Origin of the sequence: Marinomonas alcarazii, from assembly GCF_003208215.1 — a bacterium.
Taxonomy (GTDB): Bacteria; Pseudomonadota; Gammaproteobacteria; order Pseudomonadales; family Marinomonadaceae; genus Marinomonas; species Marinomonas alcarazii.
Genome location: NZ_QKLW01000005.1, coordinates 130,407 through 147,808, shown reverse-complemented (window position 1 = coordinate 147,808; position 17,402 = coordinate 130,407). Strand labels below are relative to the sequence as shown.

Sequence of the window (17,402 nt, the reverse complement as noted above, 5' to 3'; positions counted from 1 at the left end):
TTACTGGCTTGCCCCTTTTTCATTATTACAAATTAAGCCTTGAAGAAGGTATCATTGGAAACCTTTTGTAAGATGGCCCTTTATGTATTTTGAATGGCTAGAAAGCAACCGATAGATTCCCTATCAGATCAACTCAGTGACGAGTTGACCCACCCAGAATTGACTCGTTCGATGATTAGACTTAGCCACTACTTGTATCAGCTAAGAGATCTTCATTTACGGATATTTAAATGCTAAGCAATGTCACTGAACTCCAGCTTGAACCAATTGATGCCGTCATCACTTGGGTTGATGGAAAGGCTGAGAAACACCGTCAGAAACGACAAAAATACATGGCAAGGGAAGCTTTGCCTCTACATGAAAATGCAGCTAATCCTCATAGATGGATGTGTAACGACGAAATCTTATATTGCATTCAATCGATTGAAAATAATGCACCGTGGATAGGTAAGATTTGGATTGTTGTTGATGATAAAGGCCCCGATTTATCAAGCCTTTCAGAAAACATCAGAGCCAAGGTGCATCTTGCTTATCATGCGGAAATCTTTGACGGTTTCACACAAGTGTTGCCCACTTTCAATTCTCTGACCATTGAAAGTATGTTGTGGCGCATTGACGGTCTGAGCGAGCGTTTTATCTACTTCAATGATGATGTGTTTTTGGCCGCACCTCTAGAACCGACAGACGTTTTTGACGGTTTGGTTCCTATTTTACGAGGCAAGTGGGTCGATTATAGCGGCTTGCTGGGCTGTACCGATACACGAGAAGATCCTGCGAAATTTCATTATTTCATGCAGATAAATGCCGCTAAGATGATTGGTTTTTCTGCAACAGAACTGTTTTCTGCTGCTCACGTGGTACATCCTTTTCTACGTTCAAAGATGGCTGAGCTATTTGCGCTTTATCCTGACGAGTTTCTCAATAATATAAAATACCGATTTCGGAACTTGGATCAATTTCTGCCGCAGGGGTTACATAATCATGCATGCATCAGGGACAAAGAGGCCAAGATCAACACAACAGATGACCATCTTCATATTTATAGCGGATATGGTAAAGGGCAACCGCCTGCTGATACCTTGGCAATATTACAAAGAGCAACGGATCCTGACATCAAGTTTCTATGCGTTAATGACCTTCCTCAACTCATTGAGGTCATTCCAAATGCAGCAGAGTGGGTGGCTCAGGCCGTTGGTGGTTTTCCGTCAAGCGATAGCCATTCACCAGTGATGGATAACGTCTGTGAGCAGGTAGAGGCAAGATAGAGTCAGCAGCTCATGGGCAGAAAAAAGCCGAAAATCAATGATTTTCGGCTTTTTTGTATTTCGTTACCAGTGGTATGCAGATTAGTACTGAGAGTCTTTTAGCACTCGTTCACCGTAGATACCATTTTTTGGAATCGGCGTGTAGCTAGAGTTCGCTGAGCGCATTACACGAATGCCTTCAGCGCCCGCATCACGTGCTGAAATAATATCGCCATCCGCATCGCCATAATAAATTTTGATGTCATTCTCTTTTATGTACTTGGTTTTTGTGTATTCAGTACGGCTTGATCCGGCAAAAATAACATCATGCATGTCTTTGATATCAAATGCTTTTTTCAAGTAGTCTGTGGTGAAACTACAATCAGAACCAGTACGGCCTGTGATGAAATAAATGCTATCACCACGTTCTTGGTGCATCGCAATCAACTCTCTAGCAATGTTCTTAGGCATGCTGAATGCATCCCAACCGCAGTTTGCTTTATCCCAAAAGTCTTGATTGGTTAAGTAAGAATAGCCATTTGGGGAGAACTCTTGTTGACCGCGGTAAAAAACTGGCGTGCTAAACAAGCTAGTGTCATCAATATCTAAACCCACGGCAAACGGCGCCTTACCTTCTAGTTCTTTCTTGATGTCCGCAACAGAAATCATCTTCACATCTGCTGGCATACCTGCCGTCGTCATATCAATAGTGGAATAGCCTTTATGAGTGCCAGGTGTTTTTGGATCCGCGTTAGCAGACAAGCTAGCGACACAAGCAAGCGCAAGCGTTATAGAGCGTAGAGTATGATTCACATTGTTTCCTATAGGTTTCATTATTAATCGCACGCGCATTCTATATCTAAAATATATGACTTTCTAGCTTCTGGTTTTATGTTTATGAGCTGCAACAACCTAGCTATTTTTCTTCAACCCCAAGTAGTTCTCTATCCCTTTGGTCTTATCTTCTGCGTATTTATTTTTGTGCTAACAGCTCAACTAAAGTAAGGATATCCTGCTTGGCTTGCTTAACCGATGAAATATGTCGATTGTCTGCAAATTCTTGGTACTCTGAGCCAATCTCATAACAATGTCCCACTCCTAAGTGCTTAGCTAGCTCTTTGATATGTGAATTAAGGTGATTCATATTTTCGCGGACACCTCCTTCCCCAAAACCAAATTCTCCGGATGAGGTAAGTAAAACCAAAGTTTTTCCAGAAAGGACCGTTTCTATTGGAAAATCGCCTCGTGATAGATCGAAGGTAAAGGTTTTATTTACTCTTAGAACTTGGTCAAACCAAGCTTTTAAAACGGCAGGCATTCCATAATTATACATAGGTGCTGTAATCACGATGATATCCGCCTTGGCGACTTCATTAAAATATCTATCGGATTCAGACAATATTAAGTTTTGAACAAGCGTTCTTTCGGATTTTGGAGTAAAGGCAGCAGCAATCCAATCTTCTGATATAAACGTGGGAGGGTTTAGGCCAAGATCTCGATAGATGACTGTATTCTGATGATTTTTATTCATCCATTCTTCAATGAAGATACGCCCGAATGACTTTGATATGGAGTTATAGCTTTCTTTTGAATGGTTGGTATGACGCACGCTTGAGTCGATATGAAGAATATTTTTCATGGTTTATGCCTATTTATAGATATTTGATAGGCATAGTCTGTGGGCAAAGTATTTTTGTGACAAATGATCTTAATTAGTCTATAAAGTAGTTTTTCTCATCTATTGTGTTAACTTATGTTCCAGAAGCTCCCTCCATTAAATGCGATAAAAGCCTTTGAATCGGCAGCGCGCTTAAACAGTTTTAAAGCGGCGGCTAATGAATTGCATGTTACGCCTACCGCGATCTCTCATCAGGTTAAGCAGCTAGAAGAGTCTTTGAATGTTCGCTTGTTTGAACGCAAAACCCGAGCCGTAATACTGACGTCAGAAGGTGAGCAATTGGCAGCGGCGGCTAACCAATCTCTACAGAATTTAATGTTGACGGTAAATCAGCTTAAAAGTGCTCCACGAACCTTGACGATTAGTATGACAAATTCGTTCGCCTCTATGTGGTTGGTGCCCAATCTTGCCAGTTTTCAACAAGAATATCCGGATATCGACATTCAGATACGGGCGGAAGAGTCTCTGATTGATATTGAGTATGATCGGCGTGTTGATATGGTGATAAGGTACGGCGAGCTGGCGCATTTAGGGAAAAACGATTCCTTGAGTTATATCCCTTTGAGACAGGATTCAATCGGCTTCTTTGCTACATCAAATTATTGGCAAACACAGCTTGATAAAGCATCCGATGCGGTTTGGTTTTGTACTCGCTGGAAAAACGCTCATCTACCCAATCTTGGTTTAGAGAAAGAAATTGAACGAGTATCGGGCACAGGCATTCCCAATATCCGATATTTTAATGATGAAAACTTAACTGCCCAAGCGGCGCTCTCTGGGCAAGGCATTGCAGTTATCAGTGAGCTTGCCGCAGAGAATGCAGTACAGCAGTCTTGGTTAAGTAAAGGGACGAATACCATGGCGACTACCATTACCGGACTGTATTACTATCTTGTCATCCCGAGAAGGCAACTTGCCAACCCCGCAGCCATTTGTTTTAAAGACTGGCTATGTAAAAAATTGGCGACAGGTTCAGACCAACCCGCTATTAAGAATCTAATTTCTTGAGTTTTAGGTGCTTATGAATCCGTTGGATCGGTTAAAAAAAGTTGCTTGAAAAATGATCATCTGAAAATTAAAATGACCTTTTATTAGGTCGATTAAAGGTACTTTAAAATGACTTCTAGAATCCTTTCCGACGTGGCTGCAAGTATTACGGAATTTAAAGCCAACCCAATGAAAGTTGCCGCCAGTGCACACGGTAAAGCGGTTGCTGTATTAAATCGCAATGAACCTGCGTTTTACTGCGTCCCAGCTGAAGCGTATGAAGCCTTAATGGATAAATTGGAAGATATGGAACTGATAGCTCTCGCGAAGGAACGCGCCAATGAAGAAAGCATCTCAGTCAGCATCGCTGACTTATAAACTCGAATTCAAAAAGAGCGCTCTGAAAGAATGGCAAAAACTTGGAGCCACTTTACAGCAGCAATTCAAAAAGAAGCTGATCGAGCGTTTAGACCAACCACATGTTCTTGCTTCAAAGCTTTCAGGCGCTGACAGCCTCTACAAGATCAAATTACGCCAATCAGGTTATCGCCTTGTCTACGAAGTACAAGATGATGTCGTTATTGTCACTGTGTTGGCAGTAGGAAAGCGGGAGCGTAATGAGGTTTATAAAAATGCTATTAAACGGGTTTAGATAGCGAAGTCGTGCGTGATTAACTACTTTCTTTTTTTTCTGTTGTTTTATCGATCATATCAATTCCTGGAAGGACAAATGGGGCAACCGCTTCGGACATTTCTATGTTGTCTAATTTATGGTTTGCCAGTTCGATTACTAGTGGCGTTATTTTATTATCGGTTAGGAATTTTTCTTGTTCCTCGCTGAAAGTAGCGTTTCCAACATTAATCAGTTTTTTCAATGTGTATCGCTTTTGCATATCATCAAGATTATTTAGGTATTCAAAGGTAAATAACGTCACCATCATTGGAAAAGCATTTTCCGCTCCTACATCTTTGGCTGTAATTTTATTAATAATTTTGTCTTGACCATAGAAGTTTTGTAATAGATTAAAGCTGTTATTCAAACGCTTTATCTGGCGAGGATTGGATAGCTTGAAATGATTCAGCCAATATGAGAAGGCACGTTTTTGTTTTGTGGTAAGTTGTTCTACTTGTTTTACTTTATGGATTATCGTTTTTCTATTATCTGACTCACTAGATGGTTCGCTAGTATTTGTTTGAGCAATAGGTGTCGTTGGTTCTGTCTGGTTTGATGTTGTCGCTTTGGATAAAGAGCTAGGAGCCTGAAAATCATCAGCTGACTTAGCTTGTAAATAATCGAATTTATCTCCTGTTTCAACTTTACTTTTTAGCTCTTCACTTTTTTGTGGACCGTCATTCTTCCAGAGAGATTTTAGGTAGCCTAAGACAGACGCTTCGTCAGGCTCTGTTAATACGATAGGAAGGTGGATGATTTTTGCCAAGTAATCGCGGGCGATGAGTCGAGGATCTTCAATATGATGTTGTGTGGCGAGTTCTTTGTAATTAAGTGCCAGTGCCGCTAGGGCAATCCGCTGGTCTACAGCTATTACTACAATTACATTGTCTAAATCTAGAACCATACGAACTGCTTCGAGCACTTTGACAATCCCTTTGTGTCCACAGCGGTCTAAATCATCCACCACATACAGCAAGCGTTTCTCATTGCCCAAACGTACTTTGGTGAGTTTCTTAATGTGCTCACGCATTACCGGAATTGTTCCTAAGTGTTCTCCATAATCGGGTAATTTCAAATAGGTCAAAAACTCTTTTGCTAGTGGTCCTGCCAACACCTTTTTAATTTCCTTCCACGTAGGGTACAAAAAACCGATGAACCAAGTAGTAGCGAAAATATAAGTAATGGACTTATTGATCTGGTTAAATTGTTCTTTAAAGAAATATGAAAACCAAATAGGTACAAGAGCGAGAAAAAGAGGGATTAATGGCGCTAATATTTTTAGGCTATGTAGGCTCCATGCAAATCGTAGTGTTAGGCAAAGTTTTCTAAAAGGCCAATAGATTTTTTCCCAACAAATTGGTTTTGGCTCCGGACTAGAAAGTGCTTTTATCATTTCTTGAGCGATACCTGCTTGCAGGTTATCTGTGTGCTCGTATTCCCAAGCATTAAACTCAGCAAATAAAAATTCTGGTTTATTCTCTAGCTTTTTAGGTCTAAGAGCTTTCTCTAGTAATTTGATGACCGATGTTTTTCCCACTCCCCAATGGCCTAATAGACCAATAGTTTGATGGTGATGATTATTTTGGTCTTTTAATAAGACTGCTAAAGAATCTACAAGCTTTTGACGATTGAGTTTATCTTTATTAGCTGGTTTGTCGCTGTTGTGGCGACTACCTGAGATGGACTCTATGTCATCGTTTGTTCCATAAAAAAGCTCGTTGTTCTCTCCATAAAGTGGTTCATCATCTTTACCATAGAAGAGCTTGTTGCTTTCTGCTTCGTCAATGTCCTTATTGGAAAAATACTCTTCCAGTTGATCGAGTGCGTTATCTATTGCTTTCTGGTCTGGCTTGCCATCAAAAATTCCCTTATAAATGGGCCAAATACTATTTAGAATGCCTACAGTCAATCTATCTTCTTGCTCTGTCGATAGCTGGCGAAATGCTTCAGGAAGATGCTTTTCTAACCAAGTTAGATAGTCTAGTTCAGGCTTTTGCCATAAAGATGATTGTTTGAATAGACTTGGTTCCTTATTTTCTAATTGAGATATATCACTATCTAATGCTGCTTTAATGTCTGGAAAGTGTATGTGTTTATTATTGCTGGTAGCGATGGCTGCAGCGTCGATAGCAGTGGCAATAGATTCCTTCGCTGGAGCTAAAGCTCCATGTCTATCTAATTTGGCAGCACTCGCTCTGCCTGAAGCGTAGGCAATATAACTAGCGATAAATGACCCGTTTGCTGGAACTGATCCGATGGTTTCTGAGGTGCTAATTGACTTGTTACTTAGGGAGTAATTAATTAGTAATTCATGCCAAATAGCTAATAGGTACTTCGGCTTATCTTTGTCTGACCAGTAATAAAAATAGTCTTTATTATCTGCTTTATCGGCAAGTAATGGAAATACTCGTAGAACAGAGCGCGTAGCACAAAGCAATATGGCCTCTTTTTCGAGATTTTTTAATTTGTCTTCAAATTGCGCCATTTCATTACTAGTTAAATCTTGGCTTGTTTGCACAGCAATGTCCTTTTGCGACAATTTTTGTAGGCTAGTTAACATAATGTATCAGCTTTTGAAAACAAGTGTGACGCTTCATGTGAGGTAGGCGGTAGTTTCGAAAATGAAGCGTCACACGGTTTTCTGTCTAAGGCAGTGAGTCATCTAAAAGCTTAGTTCTTCTTCAACCCCAAGTAGTTCTCTATCCCTTCAATCTTATCTTCTGCGTGGTGGTTGACGTAGAGGACGGTGGTCTCTGAGCCTTGGCATATTTTCTCGATCAACGCGAGGACGAGCTGTCGGTTCATGTCGTCTAGTCCGAGGCAGGGCTCGTCTAGGATCAACAGCGGTGGGTGTTTGACCATGGCGCGGGCGATGAGTAGTAAGCGCTGGTCGCCGTAGGATAGTTTGTTAAATGGCTGGTCGGCGCGGTCTTTCATGCCGAGCAGTGCAAGCCATTGGTCGGCGATTTTCTTTTGGTTATCGGTGGATTTTGTGTACATACCAATGCTGTCGTAGAAGCCGGAAATGATTACGTTTTTGCAGCTGGTGCTGACGCGGTATTCCCATTGTAACGCTGTCGATACATAGCCGATAAATTGTTTGATCTGCCAGATGCTTTCACCGTTACCACGTTGGAATCCAAAGACGAAAATGTCGTTGGTGTAGCATTGAGGATGATCGCCAGTGATCAAAGAGAGTACGCATGTTTTGCCGCTGCCGTTGGGGCCGCTAAGTTGCCAATGTTGGCCTTGCTGAATGGTCCAATCCAGTTTATCGACAATGACAGTATCGCCGTATTTAATGGTGGCTTGGTTAAGTTTCACCAGTGGCTGGCTTGGGTCGAGTGCTGGCAGCTTGTTGGCTGGGTCTGCCTCAGGCACGCTTAGGTCGGTGGTTTTCAAATGCAGTAGTTGGTAAAGCTCGTTGAATGCATTGTCGTCTTTTTTATCAACCGTCAGAGTCAACTTGCCTTGGTCAACATAAGCTACATGGCTGATAAAGTCGGGCATTTCATCAAAGCGATTTAACACCATGACCATAGGTGTGGTTTCTATGATGGAGGCTAGGTGGGCTTGCAGCATAGCAAGGGTGTCGACATCTAAACCATCAAATGGCTCGTCCAAAATCAATAAATCTGGCTTGCTAGACAGCGCACGGATCAGCATGACTTTTCGAGTCTCACCCGTGGAGAGTTTACGAAATGCGCGATCAAGTAGTTTGCTTAGGCCGAATTTTTCTACTAAAGAGTGAGCCAGTTCTGGATCTTGGCAGTTGTCGAAGATCATTTCATAAACGGGCGTGCCAAGGGAGATAACATCCATGATGTCGGCATCGTCTTTCTTCAATTCTTTAGCAATCAGCTCAGCTTGCGCTTCAAATGAGACCAATCCAACATTATTTGGCAGACCTGTTACTGTACCATTTTCAATATCACCCACACCGGCTAGGACAGCAGCTAGAGCTGATTTCCCCGCTCCGTTTGTTCCTGTAATCACCCAATGTTGGTTTGGTTCAATCGTCCACTCTATGTTGTGCAGATTAAAGCGATCGTCAAAGTTAACGCAAAGATTTTCAAGGCGAATGATAGAGCCCATGGGGGATTCCTTATCGGTTTTTAGCGAATAGCAAAAAGAAAGCGACAAAAAAGCCGAGTACTCAATGAGTCACTCGGCTTTTTATTAGTAAATTACGATGTCATGAGCGAAGCCAAGACGAGGCAAAAATAGACGAGAAAGCAGAGTTTATAAGCATAAATGAGCATTTCGAGTCTATTTTTAACAAAGTATTGGCGAGCGCAATAATCGTATTAAACGATTTTTTTCATGTCCGCCATATGACCACGAAGTACCGCACCAACCGCTTCAACAGGATGAGAGCGTAGCGCTGTGTTGACTTCGATCAAGCGCTTGTTATCAACGCCAGTATCTTCTACAGAAAGACCTTTACCGATAACGTCGGTTTTGATGCCTTTCATGAAGTCCGCTAGTAGAGGAACACAAGCGTGGTTGTATAGGTAGCAACCGTATTCCGCAGTATCAGAAATTGTCGCGTTCATTTCGTACAATTTCTTACGAGCGATTGTGTTCGCAATAAGCGGTGTTTCGTGTAGAGACTCGTAGTAAGCAGATTCTGCAACAATGCCTGCTGCTGTCATTGTTTCGAAAGCAAGTTCAACACCGGCTTTAACCATAGCAACCATCAAGATACCGTTGTCGAAGAATTCTTGTTCAGAAATCTCTACATCGCCAGCTGGTGTTTTCTCGAAGTTAGTTTCTGCTGTTTCTGCACGCCATTTAAGAAGGTTTGCATCGTCGTTTGCCCAGTCTTCCATCATCACGCGAGAGAAAGTTCCGTCGATGATGTCATCTTGGTGTTTGTTGTACAAAGGACGCATGATGACTTTAAGTTCTTCAGAAAGATCAAATGCTTTGATCTTAGCTGGGTTAGAAAGACGATCTAGCATGTTTGTCACGCCACCGTATTTCAATGCTTCTGTGATGGTTTCCCAACCGTATTGGATCAAGCGAGACGCATAACCTGGGTCGATGCCTTCTTCAACCATTTTGTCGAAGCAAAGGATAGAACCTGTTTGCAACATACCACAAAGGATAGTTTGCTCACCCATAAGGTCAGATTTTACTTCCGCGATGAAAGAAGACATCAAAACGCCTGCTTTGTGACCGCCAGTGCCAACAGCGTACGCTTTTGCTAGTGCAAGACCTTCACCTTTAGGATCGTTGTCTTCGTGAACAGCGATAAGTGTTGGAACACCGAAACCACGAACGTATTCTGCGCGAACTTCAGAACCTGGGCACTTAGGAGCAACCATGATGACAGTTAAGTCGTCACGGATTTTCATGCCTTCTTCAACGATGTTGAAACCGTGAGAGTAAGATAGGCAAGCGCCTTCTTTCATAAGAGGCATAACGGCTTTAACAACAGCTGTGTGTTGCTTATCAGGAGTAAGGTTTAATACAACGTCAGCTGTTGGAATCAATTCTTCGTAAGTGCCAACAACAAAGCCGTTTTCAGTCGCGTTCTTCCAAGACTGACGCTTTTGTGCAATGGCTTCTGGACGCAAAGCGTAAGAAACATCTAGACCAGAATCACGTAGGTTTAGGCCTTGGTTAAGACCTTGTGCGCCACAACCGATAACAACCATTTTTTTGCCTTTTAGCGCTTCTACGCCATCAGCAAATTCAGAGCTGTTCATGAAGCGACATTTTGCTAGTTCTGCTAGTTGCTCACGTAGCGGCAAAGTATTGAAGTAGTTAGCCATGTTAAACACACCTTATTAAATTAATGTATCTGCGATGAAAGCACGCCGATATTAAAAATGGATTACACAGTCGCCAACAAATGATTTTGATGCCGTCCTGCGAGTAAGGTTAATCTATCCTAGTGATACCTTTTCGTAAATTGATATATTCGCAATATAGTATCCCATTTTTTGCAATCATGATTTATCATTGCCTTATCCTAATAAAATTGATGTTGCATCATGAATATAAAGACACTGAAACAATTTCTCGCGTTAGCGGAAACGTTGAATTTCGGACGCGCCAGCGATGAATGTCATATTAGTATTTCTGCTATGTCGCGTAACATTCGGCACTTAGAAGATGAGCTGGGGGTTGCGCTGTTTAATCGTGATAATCGCACTGTGGTATTGACTCAAGAAGGTCAGAAATTCCTCAAGTATGCCCGAGACACCAGCCGACAGTGGAACTTAATTCGTCACGAGCTGACGGATAATTCCGATCAGCTCAGCGGTGAAATCAGTCTCTATGGGTCGGTAACGGCGAGTTACAGTTTCTTATACGAGTTGCTGCGTCGTTTTCGAATTGCCTATCCAGCGATTGAAATTAAGCTGCGTACTGGCGATCCTGAGCATGCGATTGCACATATTTTGGATGGCAAAGAGGACATCACCATTGCGGCTCGCCCCGCTAATTTGCCTCGTGGCTTGGCCTTTAAACCTATCGCCATCTCGCCATTGTTGTTTATTGCGCCGCTTGAACAGCAAGTGCCGAACGTGCCAACGCATACGCCAAGTACGCCAGAAGAATGGGCAGATATTCCGATGATTCTTTCGGAAAGTGGTGTGTCTCGTACGCGTGTTGATGAGTGGTTTCGACATCATGACATCGCACCTAAGATATACGCGCAAGTAACGGGTAACGAAGCGATTGTGAGTATGGTGAGCTTGGGCTTTGGTATCGGCGTAGTGCCAAAAATTGTTCTGGATAACAGCCCATTGGTGGATCGAATTAAAGTGCTAGATGTACAGCCCGAATTGGAGCCATACGATATTGGTCTGTTTACGATGAAGAAAAGCTTGAAGAACCCCTTGGTTGAGGCGTTTTGGGAACTGATGTAAAACGGAACGAAGCTCAATAAATGACACTATATAAACATACGCTGAATTATAACAATATTGCATTTTCTATTATTGTTACTTTATTCAGGACACTGAAACGATTTTAGGTCAGTCAGCACTGCATAGTAAGTTAGCCCTTTATTAGAGGTTTCTTGTGATTTGTTACCTGATTTTTTACCTATTAAGTATCCGCTGGAGGCAATATTAGAAGAACTGGCAAGCGCTGCATTTATGCTTGCCTCTATATCCGAGTCAAAAATATTTTTAAGTGTTTTTAACTCATTAGGCGAGAAGGTTAGATTAGCATTAAAGGCTGCAGTTTTATCTTCACGAGCATCATAGTAAAGTTCATCTGCGCTTAGGGTCATGGTAACGATTTTAAGGCGATCATGATCATTATGCTTTGCGATGAGTCCTTTTATAGCTTCACAATTGATTTGAACACGCTCAATACGAATGCCATTAACGACTGTGTAACCACTTGCTTCTTTATTATAACTCCCAGAAGCTGCATTTTTTGGCTGCTCTAGAACCACTGCACCTCCTTCAAACTTTAGTGATTCTGCCCAGTTGTAAATAACTCGATTGGGAACCAAAGAGTGTTTCTGTACAGCAATTTGCTTAGTACTTAGTGCGTTGTATGTAGCGTCTCGCATATTTTTCTCGTTAACACATATACTGCCATTGTCGATTTTCTCTTTAGTGGCTTGCGTTGACTTCTTAGTGTCGAGGTTTTGTTCCTTGTGTATTTTTGTATTTTCTTCGGTAACACATGCATAGTAAATTCTGCTCGCTTTCACATAGGCTGCCGCCGCTTCACGCTCTGTATATATTGCCGAAAGCAACACAGAGAGTTTCTCTCCACCGTTGTTTGTAGACGAGGGGTAATACTCGCTATAAAACGAAACATTTACCGCTTGATTCTGATCCATATTCAAATCTTGGCAGTTGTTGGTGAAGGGTGAACGAAAACGGCTGGCAATACACACTTGACCTGCTCTTAGGCCAAGTTGTCCATTGAGTGATACATAGGTCGTTTGCACTGGGTGCCCCGAAACTATCCAACGAGAAGGGTTCATTCCTATACCATCATTGGCTGCAACGAGTGTTAAACCGTCGACAACATTTAATTGAGAGTTAGTCGAGCAAGCGGATAATAGCAGCACAGCAGGCAGTAGAGCGGAATGTTTCATGAACCTCTCCTTGGCAAAGCTAATGGGGATACTTTTAAATTAAGCAAATAATCGTCAAAAATCCAGAAAATAGTAAAAAATACATATTTATATATTTACATGTTAAATCTGAGATAAAGCGTAATGCCCCTATTGTTTGCTTTCTACCACCTGCATTTTATTTAGATATCGTGACTCGCTTTTGATGGCTTTACAACGTCCATTTGGTTGAGGTGTTTATTTTTTACTTAGGGGATGAAAGTGAATAGAAGTGACAAGATGTAACCGGAAAGTACTTTGGTTTGCAGTAACGTTTTATGAAGGATCTGCTTTGTAACGCTCATTGCTTTATATAGAAAGCAAAGAGCTTTTCAAGCATCTACTTGAAAAGCTCTTGCGTTTAAAAGACAACTTTAATCTTTTTATTAAAAAGGATTTACTTCCAACCACCTTGGTCCATTAATTTAACCGCTTGGCGATTGTTTTCACCTAATACGCTTAAAGATACCTGATCAGCTTTAAACTCACCGAATGTTGATAAACTTTTTGGTGGCGCAACGCCTTCAATAACAGCGTATTCATTGTTAACCTTCGCGTACCATTCTTGGCTTTGTTTATTGGTTAAGAAATCGATTAATTGCTTAGCGTTTTCAGTGTTTTTAGAAGATGCCGTGATACCAATACCACTGACATTAACGTGAGCACCACGTTCGTTAGCCGCTTGGTTAGGCCAGAACATTTTTAGCTTGTCAAAAACGGCGCGATCATCCGCTTTGTCACTTAAGCCTAGGCGACCAAAGTAATAAGTATTCGCCACGGCGATGTCACAAACGCCTGCTGCAGCGGCTTTAATCTGGTCTGTGTCACCGCCAGCTGGTGGACGGGCAAAGTTAGCAACCAAGCCTTTGATCCATTCAAGAGTTTGTTTTTCACCGTTTGCATCGATCATGGAAGCAACCAAGGATTGGTTGTAGATGTTGCTAGAAGAGCGAATGCAAATTTTGCCTTTCCACTTAGGATCCGCTAAATCTTCGTAGGTTGATAGATCATCAGCAGATACTTTTTCAGGGTTGTAAAGCACTACGCGAGCACGCTGAGACAAGCCATACCAGTAACCGTCACGGTCTTTTAGATGATCCGGTACTACTTTATTGAGGTGGCTTGTTTCAAAAGGCTGAAGCACACCGGCTTCTTTTGCTCGATACAAACGTCCTGCATCAACGGTAATGAATACATCCGCTGGGCTGGCATCACCTTCAGATTGTAGGCGGCTTAGCAAAGCGTCAGCACTGCCTGTGATTAAGTTTACTTTGACGTTATTTTCTTTTGAATAGATATCAAGCAGAGGAGCAATCAGCGCTTCACTGCGTGCTGAATATACGTTGACTTCACCACTGGCGTGGGCAGATGTGCTGCTTAATGCGAGTAGGGTTGTTGCGCCCGCTAGGGTGAAAAGCGATGTTTTTGTTGTTGGACGTTTCATTACAAGGTTCCTATCTATCAGGGTGGGATTTATCAGTTTCTTTTTCTGTGACAGATAGTAATGTAAATCGTTCCCGTTAACATTTATTTTTTTTGATTTCAATTCACGCTGTTGGGTTATGTGGTCTAGTTTTAGTAGAAAAGAAAGACGCCTATCAATGTGACAAAATCGATAGGCGTGGATGAGAAATGCTGGGCGTTTTAAAGTTTAAAAAAGCCGAGTTGTTTTTGAACATCTACACTGCTTTGGGCCATATCAATACCTGAACGTTTGGCCATTTCTGCGCTTTGGTTCGTCAGGCTCTGTACAGAGTGCATTTTCTTCGTAATGTCTTCCGATACTTGAGTTTGTTCTTCGATTGATTGTGCTATTTGCTGTGCTTGCTCAGAGACTCGTTCAATTCCCATGAGAATATTGCTAGTAAGCTTGTTTGTTTCCTCAACTTGCTCCTTAGATGAGTCGGCTAATAATAAGCTGGACTCCATGCTCTTCACAGCTTGACCACTGGCGGTACTGAGTTGTGCTAGGAGTGTTTCGATCTCATTAACGCTGTCTTGTGAGCGCTGCGCTAGCGTTCGCACCTCGTCAGCAACCACTGCAAACCCTCGTCCTTGCTCTCCAGCGCGGGCGGCTTCAATAGCTGCGTTAAGAGCTAACAGATTCGTTTGCTCAGCAATACCACGAATAACTTCTAAAATGGTTTCGATATTGTTCGTTTCTTGGCGTAACTGAGTGACAACTTCTCCCGTATTTTTAAGAGAAAATACTAATTTATTGATGGCGTCTAAGGTGCCATTTGCCGTGGATAAGCTGTTTTGTGCCACGGCTCGGATATCACCGGCGGCCTCGGCTGATTGCTGTGTATTATCGGCGATGGTTCGATTATTGGCTGACATCTGATCTAACGCGACGACCACCTGAGTTGTGTTATCCATAATCTGCACGGAAAACTCACCAACCTCTTGATTCACCTTCAATACCTCTTGGCTATTTTCATTCACCTTGTCTACCGAGCTTAGAACACTTGATATAACAGAACGTAGATTTTTGGTTGATGTATTGATGGCATTGCCAAGCTCTGCGATTTCATCACTGCCTGATATTTGCACTGGCTTGTTAAGATAGCCTTGCGCCATGTTCTGTGCAGCATCACGAACCGCCAAAATGCCTCGTACTATGTTGTTAGAAATTAGGTAACTGAGCGTGATTGAGATGGCGATAGCGATCAGAATAGACGTCCAGAAACCGATTTCAATGTCGCCAATTAGGTCTTCTGTTTGTTGCTTTGCTTGTTTTACTTCTTGGTTTGTTTTGTCCGTTAGTGTCGAGAAATAAGCTAATAGTTCATTGTAGGAACCTATGAAAGCCGAAAATACAGGGAAGGGTGCTTTGTTATCCGCTGAATTTTCCATGGCGGTGACGAAGGTCTTGGTTTTGCTTTGGAAATCATTAACGAGAGTCTGAAGTTTTTTAGATTCGCTTGGCTTATTAGTTAGGCCTTTATTTAGCTCATTGATCAGCGAAGGCGTTTTGTTGTAACTGTTGGAAATTGCCTCTAGGTAACCCGGTATTTGTTTATCGAGTGATAATAGATACGCAATTTGTAAGCCTCGCACATTTAGCATGATATCTATTTGAGCTTCCTTCACGCGTTCTACATTGAGTGAGACGTTATGATTCTCTTCATAAAACCGATTAAAGCGATCTGCTAACTCTGTGCTTTTTGACTTTATTAAACTTAATGCCACCAAGAATATAATAATAATTGAGAAAATAAGGGTAATAAATTTCGCTTTCACAGATAGACTGTTCATGTCGGTTCCTTCAACGTAGGTGAGTTTTTTTGGTGCGATTGTTTGCTTTGTTTTAGTGCATACCTTGTAGGGCATTTCTCATGAAAAATCAAAGTAATTCTTATTAAAGAAACATTTACTTTGTCAGAGAAAATGAGAGGTTTGGAATTTCTGTATTTATGCGAGTTTGTATGAGTGTAACTATCAATAAACATTCATATTTCACTATTCCGTTAGGCTTCAAAAAGTGGACAATAGTGGCTCTCTTATCGCTCACTAGTCCATAGGCCATCATGATATCAACCCACTCTACTGAAGATACGGCTTCCCGCCGCGTCCAATACCTGCGCGTGTTTATTTTGGGATTCAGCGCTTTTATCTTTAATACGACAGAGTTTGTTCCTGTTGGCTTGTTATCTGATATCGCGGATAGCTTTTCAACTTCCCCTGCTCAAGTAGGCTGGATGCTGACGGTTTATGCCTGGATAGTGGCGCTGATGTCATTGCCTATGATGCTTCTGACTCGCAAGTTAGAGCGAAAATCTCTGCTAATGGGATTGTTCGCACTTTTTATTATGAGTCATATCTTATCGGTGATTGCGTGGGATTTTACGACCTTGCTGATTAGTCGTATTGGTATTGCTTTTGCGCACGCTGTATTTTGGTCTATTACGGCTTCTATTGCGATTCGAGTCGCTCCACAGGGGAAACATACTTTTGCTTTGAGTGTTTTAGCCACAGGCACTGGATTGGCTATGGTGCTTGGTGTTCCGGCTGGTCGTATTATCGGTCAGTTTATGGGCTGGCGTACTACTTTTGCAGTTATTGCTGTGATTGCGCTGATCATCATGCTGCTTATATATAGACTGTTACCAAATTTGCCTAGTTTGTTTTCTGGCTCTATGAGTAAAGTACCTGAAGTCTTACGCAATCGTGCGTTATTGGTAATGTATTTATTTATCTTCTTGGTGTTCTCCGCTCATTATACTGCTTACAGCTATATAGAACCTTTCTTGAAGGAAGTGGGTGGAGCAAGTGGGCAATTTACTACCACGATTCTACTGTTGTTTGGGATGGCTGGGATTCTGGGGAGTGTGCTATTCAGCTATTTTGGTGATAAGGCTAATGCACAAATGTTGGTATCTAGCGTTATGATCGTCACATTGTGTATGGGCGTGTTGTATCTTGTGACCCCGAATAAATACTCGCTTATAAGTTGTGTGCTGCTGTGGGGAGCGGCCCTCATGATTATTGGTCTGAGTATGCAGATTCGAGTACTTAATGTTGATGGCAGTGCGGCGGATATTATTATGTCTTTGTACTCAGGCATCATTAATTTAGGTATTGGTGCTGGGGCATTGATTGGCAGCCAAGTTATTCAGGTTGTTGGTTTAGAAAGTGTTGGATTCTCTGGCGCTGTATTAGGAGTATGTTCTTTGGGTGTCGCTGTTATGATAGTCAAAAACACGAAAAAATCGGATGGATAGCAGG

14 protein-coding genes are annotated in these 17,402 nt (G+C 42.0%); 6 read left to right on the top strand and 8 right to left on the bottom strand.

Annotation, left to right across the window (positions count from 1 at the left end):
* Positions 1 to 230: 230 nt before the first annotated feature.
* On the top strand, positions 231 to 1,265 hold the full coding sequence (locus DFP75_RS11955) for a Stealth CR1 domain-containing protein (RefSeq protein WP_110575933.1): 1,035 nt from the start codon (positions 231 to 233) through the stop codon (positions 1,263 to 1,265).
* Positions 1,266 to 1,346: 81 nt separating this feature from the next.
* Here DFP75_RS11955 and aphA read toward each other — a convergent pair whose 3' ends face one another.
* Entirely contained in the window at positions 1,347 to 2,057 is a 711-nt protein-coding gene (gene aphA, locus DFP75_RS11950) for an acid phosphatase AphA (protein ID WP_110575931.1), read from the bottom strand.
* 160 nt (positions 2,058 to 2,217) lie between these two features.
* A complete protein-coding gene (locus tag DFP75_RS11945) occupies positions 2,218 to 2,883 on the bottom strand; it encodes an FMN-dependent NADH-azoreductase (protein ID WP_110575929.1) in 666 nt (221 codons plus the stop codon).
* A 114-nt stretch (positions 2,884 to 2,997) separates the two neighbouring features.
* Here DFP75_RS11945 and DFP75_RS11940 point away from each other — a divergent pair, with 114 nt between their 5' ends.
* The 3 genes from DFP75_RS11940 (at position 2,998) to DFP75_RS11930 (ending at position 4,561) form a co-directional block, all read left to right on the top strand.
* Positions 2,998 to 3,930: a LysR family transcriptional regulator gene (locus tag DFP75_RS11940; protein ID WP_110575927.1), complete on the top strand. Its 933-nt coding sequence runs from the start codon at positions 2,998 to 3,000 to the stop codon at positions 3,928 to 3,930.
* 108 nt (positions 3,931 to 4,038) lie between these two features.
* A complete protein-coding gene (locus DFP75_RS11935) occupies positions 4,039 to 4,287 on the top strand; it encodes a type II toxin-antitoxin system Phd/YefM family antitoxin (RefSeq protein ID WP_110575925.1) in 249 nt (82 codons plus the stop codon).
* Complete coding sequence (locus DFP75_RS11930; protein WP_425451223.1) at positions 4,250 to 4,561, top strand: type II toxin-antitoxin system RelE family toxin; 312 nt, start codon at positions 4,250 to 4,252, stop codon at positions 4,559 to 4,561. The genes DFP75_RS11935 and DFP75_RS11930 overlap by 38 nt, the downstream gene beginning before the upstream one ends.
* Before the next feature lie 19 nt (positions 4,562 to 4,580).
* Here DFP75_RS11930 and DFP75_RS11925 read toward each other — a convergent pair whose 3' ends face one another.
* From DFP75_RS11925 to ilvC, 3 genes are all read right to left on the bottom strand, one after another.
* Positions 4,581 to 7,142, bottom strand: coding sequence for a KAP family P-loop NTPase fold protein (locus DFP75_RS11925; RefSeq protein WP_110575923.1), 2,562 nt, complete (start codon positions 7,140 to 7,142; stop codon positions 4,581 to 4,583).
* 110 nt (positions 7,143 to 7,252) lie between these two features.
* Positions 7,253 to 8,677, bottom strand: a complete 1,425-nt coding sequence (modF, locus tag DFP75_RS11920) for a molybdate ABC transporter ATP-binding protein ModF (protein WP_110575921.1) — start codon at positions 8,675 to 8,677, stop codon at positions 7,253 to 7,255.
* Positions 8,678 to 8,889: 212 nt separating this feature from the next.
* Positions 8,890 to 10,362: a ketol-acid reductoisomerase gene (gene ilvC / locus DFP75_RS11915; RefSeq protein WP_110575919.1), complete on the bottom strand. Its 1,473-nt coding sequence runs from the start codon at positions 10,360 to 10,362 to the stop codon at positions 8,890 to 8,892.
* Positions 10,363 to 10,584: 222 nt separating this feature from the next.
* Between ilvC and ilvY the strand changes: the two genes are divergently transcribed.
* Positions 10,585 to 11,463 (top strand): HTH-type transcriptional activator IlvY, encoded by an 879-nt coding sequence (gene ilvY / locus DFP75_RS11910; RefSeq protein ID WP_110575917.1) that lies wholly within the window; start codon positions 10,585 to 10,587, stop codon positions 11,461 to 11,463.
* 80 nt (positions 11,464 to 11,543) lie between these two features.
* On the opposite strand, the gene DFP75_RS11905 is transcribed toward ilvY, so the two are convergent.
* The 3 genes from DFP75_RS11905 to DFP75_RS11895 all read right to left on the bottom strand — a co-directional run bounded on the left by DFP75_RS11905 (position 11,544) and on the right by DFP75_RS11895 (position 15,932).
* A complete protein-coding gene (locus DFP75_RS11905; RefSeq protein WP_110575915.1) occupies positions 11,544 to 12,656 on the bottom strand; it encodes a hypothetical protein in 1,113 nt (370 codons plus the stop codon).
* Positions 12,657 to 13,071: 415 nt separating this feature from the next.
* Positions 13,072 to 14,118, bottom strand: coding sequence for a Fe(3+) ABC transporter substrate-binding protein (locus DFP75_RS11900; RefSeq protein WP_110575914.1), 1,047 nt, complete (start codon positions 14,116 to 14,118; stop codon positions 13,072 to 13,074).
* A gap of 200 nt (positions 14,119 to 14,318) precedes the next feature.
* A complete protein-coding gene (locus DFP75_RS11895; RefSeq protein ID WP_110575912.1) occupies positions 14,319 to 15,932 on the bottom strand; it encodes a methyl-accepting chemotaxis protein in 1,614 nt (537 codons plus the stop codon).
* Between the two features lie 272 nt (positions 15,933 to 16,204).
* On the opposite strand from DFP75_RS11895, the gene DFP75_RS11890 reads away from it, so the two are divergent.
* Positions 16,205 to 17,398 (top strand): sugar transporter, encoded by a 1,194-nt coding sequence (locus tag DFP75_RS11890; protein WP_110575910.1) that lies wholly within the window; start codon positions 16,205 to 16,207, stop codon positions 17,396 to 17,398.
* Positions 17,399 to 17,402 lie beyond the last annotated feature (4 nt).